Genomic DNA, 14,752 nt, shown 5'->3' with positions numbered 1-14,752 from the left:
ATCAGAACTCACTGATAGGCAGAATTGGCGTTGGCCAAGGCATGGCGAGCCAACCTTGGTATAACTTTGATAATTCGCCGCTATTGGTGTCTAGAATATGGACAAGGCGAGGATCAATCAAAGTGCCTGCTTCTTGAGAGATAGCCTGAATCGCGCCAACGACCCGATCTTCAACGCTGCCCTGTCGACGCTCCACCTCACTGTCTAACCGCTCTGCCACACACACAACACGACACTCCTCTGGAATTTTCTCTCCTTCAATTTCCGGAAAACCCGACCCATCCCAACGGGTGTTTTTGTACGTCAGCAAAGTCACTGAGACACAGGCAAAGCCTTTGGTTGCTTCAGATAGGAGCAACATGCTTCGACTGTCTGCCGATGTATTATTGCCGCCATCATCCCAAAGCTCGCCAATCGAACAAAGTGGGTAGGCCAAAGAAATATCTTCCGCTTTCGATTTGGTCAAACCATATTGCATCGCTAACCACTCGCTGAGTTCGGCGATACGAGGCGCTGCAATTTCGACGTCGTTGTTGTGAAGCGCAGCCACCGCCGCGATTTGATTCATGACCAGTTGGTAATTTTCACGCATGGTATTAGCGCGAGATTCCCCCAGCAAGTTGGCAACACGACTCTTCACTAACTCTGGTGAAACAGGCTTAATGAGAAAATCCGCTGCACCGCTTTTTAGCCCTTCGACTTCGCTTTGATATTCGTCGAGCGCCGAGACAATCACGATAGGAATATGACTGACACCTCGTTCACTTTTTAGCTGCCGACACACCTCGTAGCCATTCATTCCCGGCATCATAATATCAAGTAAGATCAAATCAGGTCGTTGCTGCATCGTCAGTTCAATCGCGCGCTCGCCGCTCTTGGCGAAAATCAAGGTGTACTGCTCTTGCAAGATGGTACGCATCACATGCAGATTGCTGGGTTCGTCATCAACAACCAGGATTTTATACGCCATAACTTTGTACTCCACTGTGCTGCGATGTCGGCATTTCATTCATCATGGTTAAGATCAAATCGTACGCCTCATCCAGTTCAAAATTTTCAATCGCCCCAACAAACTGCGCGAGCAGTGACGGAGCAACAAACGCCGCCAATGCGGGCACCAATTCTTTGTACAAGCCATCATCAAACTGACCTTCTGATAATCGGCTAATGAACAATTCCGCTTTACGGGCGAATGCATCAGGCGTCAGCTTCACCAATTCCAGATCTTTATCTAGCTCTTCAGCACGCACGCCAAGGTAAGCCAACGCTCTTTCAAACGTCGCCACGAAGCATGCTTCTAATGCTTGCACGTTTGATTCCGCTTTCCCCATGTCTCCGCCTTCAATGTAAGCGAGCAAACGCGTCAACTCTTGCTCAACACGCTGGAAGCCTATGTGGTGAGCGCCGTCTATCGCTTCTGCTAGCAATCGCTCTAACACCTCAGGTTGCTCATGGAGAAGTTGCTCTATACGCTGCGGAAGATTGGCATAATTGGCGCGATATTCGCCCACTACACTGAGTAATATTTCCGATGTTGGCCAATGACGGAATGCCCATGAATCATTGAAGTAGTCTTTCTCTTTTTCCTGCTCAACCCTATTCAAGATTGCTACATTGTTGTCGTTTTCATCACTGCCGCAGCAGTTTTTCAATACCTCAAATATGGCATCGCTACGAAAGGGCTTTTCAATCACAGCATCAAACCCTTTTTCTTCCCAATCAGCGTCGGTAGTTGGATCAACCACAAGCTTCATTGCTATCACGTTTAACGACTCTATACCGCTTTGTTTTGACCACTCCCGCAAGATCTTCGGTGTTGGGTAATGCTGCTCATCAAGATAAGCATCAAACAAAACCACATCCACTGGCTGAGTCTTGATCACATCTTGAGCGGAATCGATATCCGTATAGGTCAGCACTTTCACCCCTTGGCGCAATAACATATCGCGCAACTCCTGCTGGTTGCGCTGAACATCATCTATCACCAAGACTTCCAGCGGCGGTAAGGCATAGCGGATAGGTTCACTGTTGAGCCCCGCATTGCTTTGAGTAGGAATAATGGGTAAATCAGCATAAATCACCGAACCATGAATAGATTCTCCGTCAAACCAAAGCTTGCCATTCATAAGCTCGATAAGCTGAGTGACAAGGGTTGCGGACAAGGTTTGACTGGACTTTTCGTTGTTCTTAGACAGTGAATGGGCATTTTCTAACGAGTAACTTGCCACCGCAAAACGAACCATGTTGTCCGTCGGCAATACATGCAAGGCAACATTACCTTTGTCAGTTTTCGTCAATGCACTTCGCATCATGTTTTGAAGCAGTTGTTTGATTCGGCGTGAATCGCCCACGTAGTGCTCCCATAAATGATCGCTGTAATCCAAGGTAACGTGCAGATCTCGTGCCTGCACGGTCTCGCGAGCAATAAACTCGATTTGGCGGCAAAGTTGCACTAAGGAGAAGTCGCCAATATCGAGCGGCAGCGACTGACTTTCGAGTTTGGACGTGTCCAGAATGTCATTGATTAGTTTTAACAAGCTGTTACCCGACTCTCTGATGACCTCCAAATGATGACGATGAACGGGGTTGTTTTCTTCATCAATCAAGACTTCTGTCAGCCCCAATATGGAATTCATCGGCGAGCGAAACTCGTAACTCATGTTGGCTAAGAAAGAGGCCTTCGACTGTGACGCTTTTTCAGCTAAGCGTATTTTCTCTTCAAACTCTTCTTCGGCTTCGCGCTTGTCGGTGATGTCGATAATGACGCCATCAATCCAGGTGCTGCCGTCTTCGGCACGATAGCTGTGCCCAATCTCCCAGAACCATTTTTCTTCTTCATCGCGGCTTATAAAGCGATATTCACAGTCATATTTACCGTTTCGTCTCGCCGCTAATTCACGTGCTTTGCGATAATTAGCGGTGTCTTCTTGATGAATACGATCAATAAAATGAGAGACCCCGTTTTCACCCGTCAGAATAGATGCGCTGTAACCCGTAATCGATTTTGCTGCATCACTGATATACACCATATGACGCGTTGCACCCGTCATTTCACGAAAAGCCATGCACGGTAAATTAGCCACTAACGAGCGATACTGTTTCGCGTTTTCTCTTAAAGCCCATGCGAGGTGTCGCTGTTCGGAAATATCAGAAAGAACGCCTACAAATTCATGATGCCCTGCTGCATCTTGGTGATAGCCAATCGCTAACCTAACAGGGAATACGGAACCGTCTTTGTGCTTGGCCATCACTTCGCGAACACTGCCTACTACGCCTGACTCTCTATTTTCCAAAAAATTATGAATGTACATATCATGACGATGCTGATGTTCGTCAGTGACCAAAATACGAATGTTTTTCCCCGTTGCATCAGAGGCATGCCAACCAAATACATTTTCTGCAGCCTGGTTGAAAAACGTGATGGTGCCTTTGCCATCAAGCGAAATAATCGCCTCAGTCGCGGTATGTAAAATCGCATCAAGCTTTTTCTCGCTTTCACCTAAGCGATTAGCTTTGGCTTTAACATCAAACAACGTATTGGCGAGTTGGCTGAACATCACAACGAAGGTGAAGCTAAAGATCAAAATCATCAGCACATCGCGCACCGCAAAAGGAAGTGCATCAATACGGTTAGGTTGCGCAGATAACAAAATGGCTTCACACGATAAAATCGCACTCACGAGTAGCGCTATCGTGACGCAAAGCCCACTCGCTAGGGCTCCGGAAATATCACGCTCCCAAAGCATATTTTTTTGTTTAGAAAAACGAAACCAAAGAGCAAATGCGATTAATAGTGCCCCTACTCCTAGTGCCATGGTGAACACCGCCAGGTCAAAATGTGCGATCGCGACGCCATTAATACCGGCATAAACCAGTATGTTTTGCACAATCAAGGACAGTGTCATTAATCCTGCTGCGATGAATATTTTGAGCGGCGGATTGAACGTAAAAGCGATCATTCGAAGCGCCGTTACGTTCAAAAAAAACGTCAAGGCCAATGGCAAAACAAACAAGAGGGGGAGGAAACCTTGATCTTGAAATGATGACACAGACAACACAGTGGCGATGGGCAATAAAGCCATACCGACCGTTAATGTCAGAGCATTGACTAAGATAGGAGAAAACCGGATAAGCGCCACACGTTTTGTCTGCAACGGGCGATGCAAAAAGGCGAGTGTCGCCGTGATAAACGTAGCGACTGACGCAAGCAGCAACACCCATGGGCCAGTAAAACTATGGGGCAATGGCTGATAAGTGACCGAAGGCAGGAAAAATAATGACAGTGATTCAATGATTGACATGCACGCTACCGATTCAGCTCAAGGAGATACGCACTTAAGCGACGCTCAATAAAGAGATGTTCGCCGCTCAAGTGAGACACTTATAAGCGTAGTAAAGAATCAGCGGGCAACCCATTAAAAGAAGGGTAAAAAATAGGCTCCCGCAGGAGCCTATTTTTAGATTAAAACCTCATTATTTGATGTTGCAGGTAAAGCGACGGAAAACAGCGGTTGTTTTCTCATCGAGTGTGACCTGTCCACATGGGATATCAATAAACCCCCAAAGACGAATGCCGAGTGATACCGAATCTCCATAGCCAATACCTTCATTGGTAAGAAATTCGCTGTTTTGATTGTACTTACGATTGCTCTTCCAACGCAGCCAAGGACGATTTGGGTTAACGTCACCGTTAATGGTGGGTTGTACCCAGAAGAAGCTTTTGTTTTTGAATCTCAACGTGAATTTCTGTGGCGCCTCGACGTAATTCAAACTGACAATCACAGGATCGTGATCAGAGGATGAATACGGGTTATCCGATTTAACCAAATCACCGGTAAAGCGGCCTGAATATTCAAACAAGGTGCTTTCTACCGAGTTGATATGCCAATCTTCCACGCCAGTCAGCTTTTCAACCACGCTCGTATTACCGACAGCGTGATCCAAACTACCTAGCTCACCGTCAAAGGTATAAGAGAAGGCATCATCACCTAAAGCGTAAGTCGCCAGATTGACATAGCCGAAGCCATCACCCACTTCCCGCGCCATTTCATCCAGCGTCACACCCGCAATCGAGGTGCCAGCCGCCGTGACAATTTTGCGCGATGCATTGGCAGCGTCATAATCGGTCATTACACGCATGGGATCTTCTTGTCCGTAGGCATTGAAGTCGCCAAGCGCAATGATATCGCCTTGCACATCGATTAACGCGTTCCCGAGTGTTTCTGCTGCTGACACACGGAATTCGTTACAGCGCCCTTGCAGATCGGCGGGGTCATCATTGAATTCGCCCGCAACCCAATCTTCATAGCAGCCAGAGCCTTTCGATTTAAAGTGGCTCACGGCAACGGATAGATTTTCACCCTCAACCACACTGAAGGTTTGCAGTAAGCTATCACGTTGGAACTTATCTAATTGACGCTCCTCACCATCAGGGTTAGCACCACTGATGTGCTGCTCAGGCATACGCACGACCACGGCGTCGGAAGCTGGTGTGACTTTCTCAGGACGATAAATCAACGCCACTTGTATCGCGTCACCACCTAGGAACGCCCCTTCGGTCAGATCATTGGTTGCTGGTGTCACATAGGTGTAATGATCCGTTTCATCAGCAAAACGACTGTTTAGCTCGGTCACCAAGTTCGCCAATGCGCCAGAATCAGCAAAGCCATTGTTCTCGATTTCCATCAAGCCAACGATATCTGCATTCATTGCCTGCAATGCATTAACGATTTTCGCCTGTTGCAACGCAAACCCTGCCGCGTCTTTGGTACCTCGGTTACAGCCGCGAGATGCATCCGCATCCGCCTGATCGTCACAGGTGACATTCAAGTCACCACCAATAGCGCTGGCACTGGTGAAGTAGTTCAACACGTTAAAGCTAGCAACCTTCAAATTGGTGTCGTCGAAGGATTGCGGCGCGGCGGTGCGATCTTGCTCGCGCACAAAATCACCCGCAGTAATCGTGTTGGTTGTCACGAGACGATAGTCACTAAAGCTATAACCAATCACGCCCTCAAGGTTGGTCACGGTATCACCGATACGGATGTAACCTTGCTCAGCATCCAGGTCAGGGAAATACGGCACTACACCATCTGGCGCTTTCAGATCAGACTCAATAAACAGTTGGTTGGCATCATTTTGTGCAACTAAATCCGCCGCCTCCTGCGAGCCTGCAATGTGAAGCTGAGTCGGCTTGAACAGTGGCTCATCATGTGACAGCACCATATTGTTACGGAACGCGTCAAAATCGAAACCAAAGTTACGCGTGACAACCATATCGCTGGTCTGTGTCAGACGGACTTTCATGCCTTCGTGGCGTTCCAGTGCGTCATCTAAAGTTTCACCCTCATCTACCACCAGATCCGTGGCAGCCAATTCACCGACAGTATCGATCACTTCCCAGTTGTTGCCTGATGCGTCCAACTCGGTAAAGCTGAAGAATTCTTTGACCTTACCACCAGCACAGACTTGCATGCCGGGTTCCACATCAGTCGGTGCTTGGCTCGTGAAAACAAAGAGACCATCAGAGGTAGCAGCGTCATTGTCGCCGTTGGCATCTTGCAGCCAAAAGCCTTTGTACAACCCTGTCGTCACTGCTGTGACCACACCGGAAACAAAGTAGTCGTCCGTACTCTCAAAACTGCCATCTGGGACAAGTGGACTGCGCGCCCCGCTACCCTGCACGGCATAGGTTGGTGTTAAGGTTTCATCGACACATGTAAAGGTATTGCCCCCCCCCCCGCCGCCATCACATGCCTCAAGGCCACTACAACCAAGGCCATCAAACGTATCTTGAGCGAAGCTTTGCCACTCCACTGCGGGGTCAAACGCGCCGGTGACATCAGTACGGCCAGTACTGCCTTCTTTGCGACGCAACGTTGTGTTGGCGGCATACGTCGACCCCAAGGCAAGCTCACCTAAGCTGTCGACTACATTGTCGTTATCATCAACCAATGCCACCACGTCATTGCCATTAAAGCTTAACGAACCAGAAGTGATTTGACTGACGTCGGTGACATCAGCAGACGCGTTGCTGTTCCCCACCACAACACTCTCCCCTGCGGCCAATGAGCCAGAAAGGGCGATGGTGGATGAGAACGTCTCGTTACTGTTGAACGCCAATTTCAACACCCAATTATCCAGCGCAACACTGGACGTACCGAGGTTGGAAATTTCGATCGCCTTGTTGTTTGACGAGCCTTCGACATATTCCGTGATCAATACATCGGCGCTGGCGGGCAGAGCGACACTTAAAGCTAGAGCCAGAGAGCTCCATGTTGAAGTCTTCATTTGCTGTCCTTTTTTGCGTGTGAAGTCATAAACACAACAAATGATTTAACAGCCTGAGATTTCATTTAAGTGATGAAAGCCGCAGTTCTTCTAATAGAGAGAGGGCGTTTCTTTTTGAAATAGGATACTGATTCAAGCTTCAACACAAACCGAAATCGTTAAGTGCGTCGCAAACAGATTGAGATTGGGAGGATTTGGAGACAAAAAAAGCAGCGGTTAGGCTGCTTTTTATCGATGTTGGCGAAGACTATGGACGGGTCACAAAACCCACAGCTTCGTACACTTTCTTCAGTGTCACGGCTGCACGTACGGAGGCTTTTTCAGCACCCGCTTTCATAACCTGATCAAGATAGTCACGATCTTCACGGAACTGCTTATAACGCGCCTGTACAGGCTCAAGCATCGCCACCACGGCGTCTGCCGTGTCGGTTTTTAGGTGACCGTACATTTTGTCGGCGTAGTCTGCTTCAATTTCAGCAAACGTCTTGCCCGTCGCAACAGACATCAAGCCCATCAAGTTCGCGACACCCGGCTTGTTTTCGATGTCGAACAGCACACGTGGCGGCTCTTCTGAATCCGTCATGGCGCGCTTAATTTTCTTCGCAATGGCTTTTGGATCTTCTAGCAAACCAATCACATTGTTGCGGTTATCATCCGACTTCGACATCTTCTTAGTCGGATCTTGCAAGCTCATCACACGTGCACCCACTTGTGGGATGTAAGGCTCTGGTACAGAGAACACCTCGCCATACACATTGTTGAAACGGTGTGCGACATCACGTGCTAGCTCAAGGTGCTGCTTTTGGTCATGACCAACAGGCACTTGGTTCGCTTGATACAGCAAAATGTCAGCAGCCATCAATACGGGGTAACCAAACAGACCCGCATTAATATTTTCAGCGTGGCGAGATGATTTATCTTTAAACTGGGTCATGCGATTTAACTCACCCATTTGGGTGTAGCAATTCAGCACCCAACCCAATTGTGCATGCTCTGGCACGTGAGATTGAATAAACAGGTTGCTCTTTTCTGGGCTAACACCCACAGCAAGGCACAATGCAAGCGAGTCCAGCGTGGCTTCACGAAGCTTTGACGCTTCTTGACGTACCGTAATGGCATGCAAGTCAACGATGCAGTATTGGCAATCGTAGTCATCTTGCATCTGTTCCCACTGACGCAAAGCTCCAATGTAGTTGCCGATACTGAGTTCACCAGAAGGTTGAACACCGCTAAGTACAATGGGTTTGGTCGTAGGATTACTCATGTTCTTTCTGTTCCTGTCAGTCAATTCAGCCAGCGTGACTAAACGCTGGCTGTATGTTCGAGAAAATTCGAATCTTTAATTTACGCTGTTTTTTCGGTGCTGAGAACCGTTAAAAGCTGGTTAAATTGGTCTGCGACAAATTCCGGCGCGCTGTCGCTAATGGGCTCGCCATAGTTATACCCGTATGTCAGGCCAACAGAGATAATGCCAGCATTTTTGGCGGCTAGGATATCGTTTTTCGAGTCACCTACCATCATCATTTGCACATCACTCAAACCATGCTTGTCACGTAGGCTAACCAACCCTTCTGGATCCGGCTTGTTCGTTGGCAAAGAATCCCCGCCAATCACATCACTAAAGTAATGCGCCAAACCTAGGTCTTCCAAAATTTCAGGCACAAACTGATACGGCTTGTTGGTCACAATACCCATCGTATAACCCGCCTCTTTCAAGGCTGAAAGCGTGTCTTTCACACCTGGGTACACGACAGTTTTGTCGTGACCGTTGTTCGCGTAGTGAAAATCAAAACGTGCACGGATTTTTTGGTACAGCGCTTCATCCAATTCTGGATTGATATTAACGCTTTGGCTTAAAGCACGCTTGAGCATGATTTCCGCGCCATTGCCAATCCAACCACGTACGTCGTTATCCGTCACCGTGTGCAGGTTAAGGTCAGCTAGCGCCATGCGAATGCCTTCGGCAAGATCGGGGGCACTGTCGACTAACGTACCGTCTAAATCAAAAGCGATGTATTTGATGGTTTCAAAGGTTGCCGTCACGAATTATTTTCCTACTTTACTCAGTTCCGCGCGCATTTCATCAATCACTGCTTTGTAATCAGGCTGACTGAAAATAGCTGAGCCTGCGACAAACATGTCAGCACCGGCTTCTGCCACTTCGCGGATATTATCTACTTTAATGCCGCCATCAATTTCGAGGCGAATATCGCGACCGCTTTCGTCAATACGACGACGCACTTCGCGCAGTTTATTCAATGTTTCAGGAATGAAGGACTGGCCGCCAAAACCAGGGTTAACCGACATCAACAAAATCATGTCGAGCTTGTCCATCACATGATCAAGATAGTGCAGCGGCGTAGCTGGGTTGAAAACCAATCCGGCCTGACAGCCATGATCTTTGATTAACTGTAGGCTGCGATCTACGTGATCACTTGCTTCTGCATGGAAGGTGATCATCGTTGCGCCGGCTTTGGCAAAATCAGGAATGATGCGGTCAACGGGCTTCACCATCAGGTGAACGTCAATTGGCGCGGTGATGCCATAGTCACGAAGTGCTTGACAGATAGGCGCACCAAACGTCAGGTTTGGTACAAAATGGTTGTCCATCACATCAAAATGCACCACGTCAGCGCCCGCTGCCAGTACATTTGCGACATCTTCACCTAAACGTGCGAAATCCGCCGAGAGTATTGACGGTGCAATCAGAAAATCCTTCATCCTATAGCCTCACTAGCCCAAAAGTCGGCGCAATTCTACCCCATCAAAGACCGTGTGTCTTATCAGATCCGCTGATTGATACCATAACGCGGCAGTTTTACAGATGGCGCAAGTGACACCCAGACGAATAGACTAAGCTGGAGTCAGATCAGGCAAATATCAAAGAGAATGTGTATGCACGACACCGAGCAAAAAGAAGAAAAGGTCACTATTTGGGAGGTAGTGAAAAGTGTGTTCGCTGCGATGCTTGGCGTACAGTCCGACAAAAATAGGCAGCGGGACTTCAAGCAATCGAGCATGCTGCCTTATATTCTTGTCGGTGTTGTTTTTGTGGTTTTATTTGTCGTGGGGTTGATTGGGGTTGTGTCACTGATCATGCCCAATGAGTGATCACTGATTGGTGCAGCCCGAGCATTAAGGTGACTCGGGACTTTCACTTGCGAACAATGCCAGCAACTCATCCACTTTGTTTCTGCCACTGCCATTTCGACTAATGGTTCGTTTCACTCGCACTACATTGAGATGCGCACCATGATAAAGACTTCGCGTTAGCGGCGTATCATGGTTTGAAACCAGCACAGGCACACTCTTATCCATTGCCGCTTTACGGGCATACTCACCCAGTAAGGCTTGATCATCAAGACTGAACCCACCACTGGAATAGGTGGTGAAATTGGAAGTAGAAGAAAGCGGTGCGTATGGCGGATCGCAGTACATCACGCTACCACGGCGCGCACTCTTAAAGCTCTGCTCGTATCCTTCGCACACAAAGATCGCTTTTTTTGATTTCTCTGAAAAGAACTCAAGCTCCGCTTGCGGGAAATAAGGTTTCTTGTAAGAACCAAACGGCACATTGAAGCCGCCTTTCTTGTTGTAGCGGCAAAGGCCATTAAATCCATGTCGGTTCATATACAGGAAATACAATGAACGCAGGTACGGATCTGTGGTGGCGTTAAATTCTTCGCGGATCGACAAATAGGCTTCTTTTTGATTGTACTCTTGAGTAAACAAGGTTCGCACGTCATCGATATAGCGCTGAGGCTCTTGTTTGACCAAATTATACAGATTAATCAGATCCGGATTGATGTCAGCAAGGCGATAATGTTCAAAGTCTGTATTCAGAAATACAGAGCCTGCTCCAACGAAAGGTTCGATCAGCTTTTTGCCTTCCGGCAGGTGTTTGCGGATATCCTCAACCAGAGAGTATTTACCCCCGGCCCACTTAAGAAAGGCACGATGCTTTTTCATTAATGTGTATCCACTACCACAGCTGTTCGAAAGGTGGCGGATTGTATCTCATTTTTTGTCATCAATCAGCGTAATTTCGCGCCTGACGTGAAGCCAAGTTGCGCTTAATTAACCAGTCCAATCTCTTTATGAATTTGAGTGAAGGATTTCGCCCATGGATTCAGGTTGCGAATATTGGCAGGCAATGCCAATTCTGCACGGCGAGCCTCTGCCACACTTGGGTAGTCACCGAGTAATACCATATACCAAGCCTCACCGTTTCGGCGCGTTTCATACACCAAAGCACGACCTAGCAAAGTATATTGCAATAAGAACTCGTCTACCGCTTGGGTAGACTGTAACGCGGCAAGCTGCAGCGCATAACGCGACACGGGGACAGTCAGCAGTAGATTGTTTGCCATCGGCACGTCAGAGCTCACGTTGACCGATTCAGTCACTAATGCCGTCGTCTCATCCACAACCACTTGCTCAACGAGCGCTTCTCCGCTTGTTTGTGTATTGGCTTGGGCGGCGGTGCTTGATTGTGGTGTTGCTAATTCAGGGATTAATGGCTCGGTCACTGCATTGGTGCCGTCTCCACCAATTTCTTGATCATCCATGATGGCATCAACCACTTTGTCTGGAACAACAATTCTTCGGTCTTGGTCGCGACGCCCAACAGTCATGCCTTCTACAACGGGTGCGACGGGCAGAAAAATCATGTCATCAGTAACCTCGGAGGTATCCGATAGCGCCTGTTCCCCCTGCTGTTCCGCGGTTTGTTGCGCTAGCTCTTTTTCTTTTTCGGCCAACATCGCAGCCAACTCTTTCACACCATCCGGTGTTTCAACAACGATTTCTTCTTGTGAAGTTTGAGGTGCCATTGACCACCACACCAAACCACCACCTAATGCAAAAAGAAGGAACAATAGAATAATCAAAGGCAAAGGTGAGCGACGTTTTTTCTCTTCCATCAGAGAAGTCTCCTGCTGTTCCAGCCCTCTCAAAGCGCCGGGTAAAGAAGGCAAAGAGGCAGCTTTTTGCTTTAGCGCTCTGCGCTGCGCTGCATCCAATTGGCGGTTGACCATCATGACTTCGATGAACATCTCGCGTTCATTATCAGCCAGTGGGCTGATTTCTAACTCTAACGGTTTAACACCTTGACCGTAAGAGACTTTGTGCAACCACTTGTTCAATTTACCACGCAAACTAAACAGCAACACATTGATTTGCCAATCATTTCTCTGTTGAGCTTGCGTCACCAATGCCCATAGCTCAGCGATTAACGAGGCACTCAAACGTTGCGCATCATCTATGACAATAAGGGCATGAACGCCATTGCCTTCCAGCATATATTCGAGACTTTGGAGCATGGAATCATGCTCATTGAACACGCCATCACGCACGATTTGACGCAAGATAATTGCGCGATGTTGCGCATCTTGCTGACTATGGTTGCAGATAAGAAGGGATTGGGTGGGCTCGTTCGCCCAATTCTCGAGATAGCGTTCGCTCAACCACGTCTTACCTGCACCAGGCTCGCCAGTGATTTGAACAAGGTTAGAACTGAATCGAGTAAGAAACTGAATTCTCGACAAAAGCTGGATCTGACTGTCCAAATCCAGCGCGATCATGTCATGGGAGCCTGTCATATACAAACCCGCTTAGTGTGTCTTAATGACCTCAGCAAGCGTCTCGGATGTTACGTTTGCAACCACTTCGGACGTACCAATCGATGTTGGCAGCACGAATCGCAGTTGCCCTGAAAGCACTTTTTTATCGCGTTTCATATGCTTAATAAACGCATCATAGTCCATGCTTGCTGGTGCTTTCACGGGGAGATTCGCTTTTTCAAGCAAAGAAGTGATACGGCTAACATCTTCTTGCGAAAGCAGTTGTTGAATCTGAGCCGTTTTGGCAGCCATCACGGTACCGGCGGCAACCGCTTCGCCATGCAACCAATTGCCGTATCCCATTTCAGCTTCGATTGCATGACCGAAAGTATGACCAAGATTGAGCAACGCGCGAACGCCAGACTCTTTCTCATCTTCAGCAACAACATCCGCTTTAATCTGGCAGCAACGCTTGATGGCATACACCAAAGCCGATGAATCAAGCTGGTTGAGTACATCGAGGTTTTCGTCAAGCCATGCAAAAAAGGCACTGTCGACAATAATGCCGTATTTAATAACTTCAGCCATACCCGCTGCAAATTCACGTGCAGGTAAGGTTTTCATCACTTCAATATCAATCACGACCGCTTTAGGTTGATAAAACGCGCCGATCATATTTTTACCAAGAGGATGGTTCACCGCGGTTTTCCCCCCCACAGAGGAATCCACTTGCGATAACAGGGTAGTAGGTACTTGAATAAAGTCCACACCACGCTGATAACAAGCCGCAGCAAAGCCCACCAGATCACCAATCACACCACCACCTAACGCGACAATCAAAACGTCACGGGCGTAATTACCTTCAAGCAAGAAGGTATTGATGGTGTTGAATGTCTCTAGTGTTTTGTACTGCTCACCATCGGGAAGGGTAAGCAAAGCTGGCAAACCACCAGCTTTTCTCAAGGTTTCCAGGAGACGATCCGCATACAGCGGAGCAACGGTGTCATTAGTGACAACCACCACTTGACGACCTTTAGCATCAGAAAAGAAGGTGGGATCTGAGAGCAATCCAGCACCAATTGATATGGGGTAGCTTCTGTCGCCTAGGTTAACGTCGATCCTTTCCATGGAATGCCTTTTTCGTGCTTAGTGATTTTCCAATAGTTCGATGATTTGGTTTGCCACAACCTTGGCGCTTTGATCATCAGTACGAACTACGTAGTCAGCGATTTCTTCATAAAGAGGATTACGCTCTTCCGCCAATGCTTCCAGCACTTCACGAGGTTGATCGGTTTGCAGCAATGGACGCTTCTTGTCACGTTGAGTACGTGCCAATTGCTTTTCGATAGTGGTCTCTAGATACACAACGATGCCACGAGCAGACAGACGATTACGGCTCTCCTTACTAAGGATAGAACCACCGCCAGTCGCCAACACGATACCTTGCTTTTCAGTCAGGTCGTTGATGACGTTCTCTTCGCGAACACGGAATCCTTCTTCACCTTCAACATCAAACACCCATGCGATATCAGCACCAGTGCGCTCTTCAATCACGGTGTCCGAGTCAAAAAATTCCATGTGTAGTTGTTGTGCTAGGTGTCGACCAATTGTGCTTTTGCCAGCCCCCATTGGACCTACAAGAAAGATATTTCGTTTTTCAGCCATGTTAAGCAATATACGCGCGGTTAATGAAAACAACACCGCCCGCAGGCTCGCTACTTGAAAGCCCGAGGCGCCAATTTCCTCACAGATAATTCGTGATCAGACCAAAAATTATCTCAGGTCAACTAGCCCTTTGGCAACTTAAAATACGCCTTTAGGGCTGTTTAAATTTACGGGCACAGTGTGGTTAAGAAGGAAACAGGCTGAAATGTGCACTTGGTGCTCACTTCTGCCTGTTC

11 protein-coding genes are annotated in these 14,752 nt (G+C 47.9%); 1 reads left to right on the top strand and 10 read right to left on the bottom strand.

From position 1 onward, the window contains the following. Position 1: 1 nt before the first annotated feature. The 6 genes from A1OO_RS08025 to rpe all read right to left on the bottom strand — a co-directional run bounded on the left by A1OO_RS08025 (position 2) and on the right by rpe (position 10,011). Positions 2–970 carry a response regulator gene (locus A1OO_RS08025; RefSeq protein WP_016961976.1) on the bottom strand — a complete coding sequence of 323 codons (969 nt, stop codon included), beginning with the start codon at positions 968–970 and terminating at the stop codon, positions 2–4. Next, positions 960–4,301, bottom strand: coding sequence for a PAS domain S-box protein (locus tag A1OO_RS08020; RefSeq protein ID WP_017002702.1), 3,342 nt, complete (start codon positions 4,299–4,301; stop codon positions 960–962). Before A1OO_RS08020 ends, A1OO_RS08025 begins: the two co-directional genes overlap by 11 nt. A 172-nt stretch (positions 4,302–4,473) precedes the next feature. Then, positions 4,474–7,290 (bottom strand): ExeM/NucH family extracellular endonuclease, encoded by a 2,817-nt coding sequence (locus A1OO_RS08015; protein ID WP_017002701.1) that lies wholly within the window; start codon positions 7,288–7,290, stop codon positions 4,474–4,476. Positions 7,291–7,537: 247 nt separating this feature from the next. Next, the gene (gene trpS, locus A1OO_RS08010) at positions 7,538–8,554 is read right to left on the bottom strand and encodes a tryptophan--tRNA ligase (RefSeq protein WP_016961973.1); all 1,017 of its coding nucleotides are present in this window, start codon (positions 8,552–8,554) and stop codon (positions 7,538–7,540) included. Between the two features lie 80 nt (positions 8,555–8,634). Next, positions 8,635–9,333 carry a phosphoglycolate phosphatase gene (locus tag A1OO_RS08005; protein ID WP_016961972.1) on the bottom strand — a complete coding sequence of 233 codons (699 nt, stop codon included), beginning with the start codon at positions 9,331–9,333 and terminating at the stop codon, positions 8,635–8,637. A gap of 3 nt (positions 9,334–9,336) precedes the next feature. Next, positions 9,337–10,011, bottom strand: a complete 675-nt coding sequence (rpe, locus tag A1OO_RS08000) for a ribulose-phosphate 3-epimerase (protein WP_017002700.1) — start codon at positions 10,009–10,011, stop codon at positions 9,337–9,339. A gap of 174 nt (positions 10,012–10,185) precedes the next feature. On the opposite strand from rpe, the gene A1OO_RS07995 reads away from it, so the two are divergent. Then, entirely contained in the window at positions 10,186–10,401 is a 216-nt protein-coding gene (locus A1OO_RS07995) for a DUF2970 domain-containing protein (protein WP_016961970.1), read from the top strand. Between the two features lie 24 nt (positions 10,402–10,425). Here A1OO_RS07995 and A1OO_RS07990 read toward each other — a convergent pair whose 3' ends face one another. The 4 genes from A1OO_RS07990 to aroK form a co-directional block, all read right to left on the bottom strand. Next, the gene (locus tag A1OO_RS07990; protein WP_016961969.1) at positions 10,426–11,259 is read right to left on the bottom strand and encodes a Dam family site-specific DNA-(adenine-N6)-methyltransferase; all 834 of its coding nucleotides are present in this window, start codon (positions 11,257–11,259) and stop codon (positions 10,426–10,428) included. A 104-nt stretch (positions 11,260–11,363) separates the two neighbouring features. Continuing rightward, positions 11,364–12,872, bottom strand: coding sequence for an AAA family ATPase (locus tag A1OO_RS07985; protein ID WP_017002699.1), 1,509 nt, complete (start codon positions 12,870–12,872; stop codon positions 11,364–11,366). Positions 12,873–12,902: 30 nt separating this feature from the next. Beyond that, on the bottom strand, positions 12,903–13,979 hold the full coding sequence (aroB, locus tag A1OO_RS07980; protein WP_016961967.1) for a 3-dehydroquinate synthase: 1,077 nt from the start codon (positions 13,977–13,979) through the stop codon (positions 12,903–12,905). 18 nt (positions 13,980–13,997) lie between these two features. Next, positions 13,998–14,516, bottom strand: coding sequence for a shikimate kinase AroK (gene aroK, locus A1OO_RS07975; RefSeq protein ID WP_026023777.1), 519 nt, complete (start codon positions 14,514–14,516; stop codon positions 13,998–14,000). Between the last annotated feature and the right edge of the window lie 236 nt (positions 14,517–14,752).

It is taken from the genome of Enterovibrio norvegicus FF-33, from assembly GCF_000286835.2.
GTDB classification, from domain to species: domain Bacteria; phylum Pseudomonadota; class Gammaproteobacteria; order Enterobacterales; family Vibrionaceae; genus Enterovibrio; species Enterovibrio norvegicus_A.
This window is presented reverse-complemented; position numbering and strand designations above follow the sequence as displayed.

Bases quoted from the DNA above. Each gene is read 5' to 3' on its own strand.
- aroB (WP_016961967.1), bottom strand. From the start codon at position 13,979: ATGGAAAGGATCGACGTTAACCTAGGCGACAGAAGCTACCCCATATCA.
- A1OO_RS07990 (WP_016961969.1), bottom strand. From the start codon at position 11,259: ATGAAAAAGCATCGTGCCTTTCTTAAGTGGGCCGGGGGTAAATACTCT.
- A1OO_RS07985 (WP_017002699.1), bottom strand. From the start codon at position 12,872: ATGATCGCGCTGGATTTGGACAGTCAGATCCAGCTTTTGTCGAGAATT.
- A1OO_RS08020 (WP_017002702.1), bottom strand. From the start codon at position 4,301: ATGTCAATCATTGAATCACTGTCATTATTTTTCCTGCCTTCGGTCACT.
- A1OO_RS08015 (WP_017002701.1), bottom strand. From the start codon at position 7,290: ATGAAGACTTCAACATGGAGCTCTCTGGCTCTAGCTTTAAGTGTCGCT.
- rpe (WP_017002700.1), bottom strand. From the start codon at position 10,011: ATGAAGGATTTTCTGATTGCACCGTCAATACTCTCGGCGGATTTCGCA.
- A1OO_RS08025 (WP_016961976.1), bottom strand. From the start codon at position 970: ATGGCGTATAAAATCCTGGTTGTTGATGACGAACCCAGCAATCTGCAT.
- A1OO_RS07995 (WP_016961970.1), top strand. From the start codon at position 10,186: ATGCACGACACCGAGCAAAAAGAAGAAAAGGTCACTATTTGGGAGGTA.
- aroK (WP_026023777.1), bottom strand. From the start codon at position 14,516: ATGGCTGAAAAACGAAATATCTTTCTTGTAGGTCCAATGGGGGCTGGC.
- trpS (WP_016961973.1), bottom strand. From the start codon at position 8,554: ATGAGTAATCCTACGACCAAACCCATTGTACTTAGCGGTGTTCAACCT.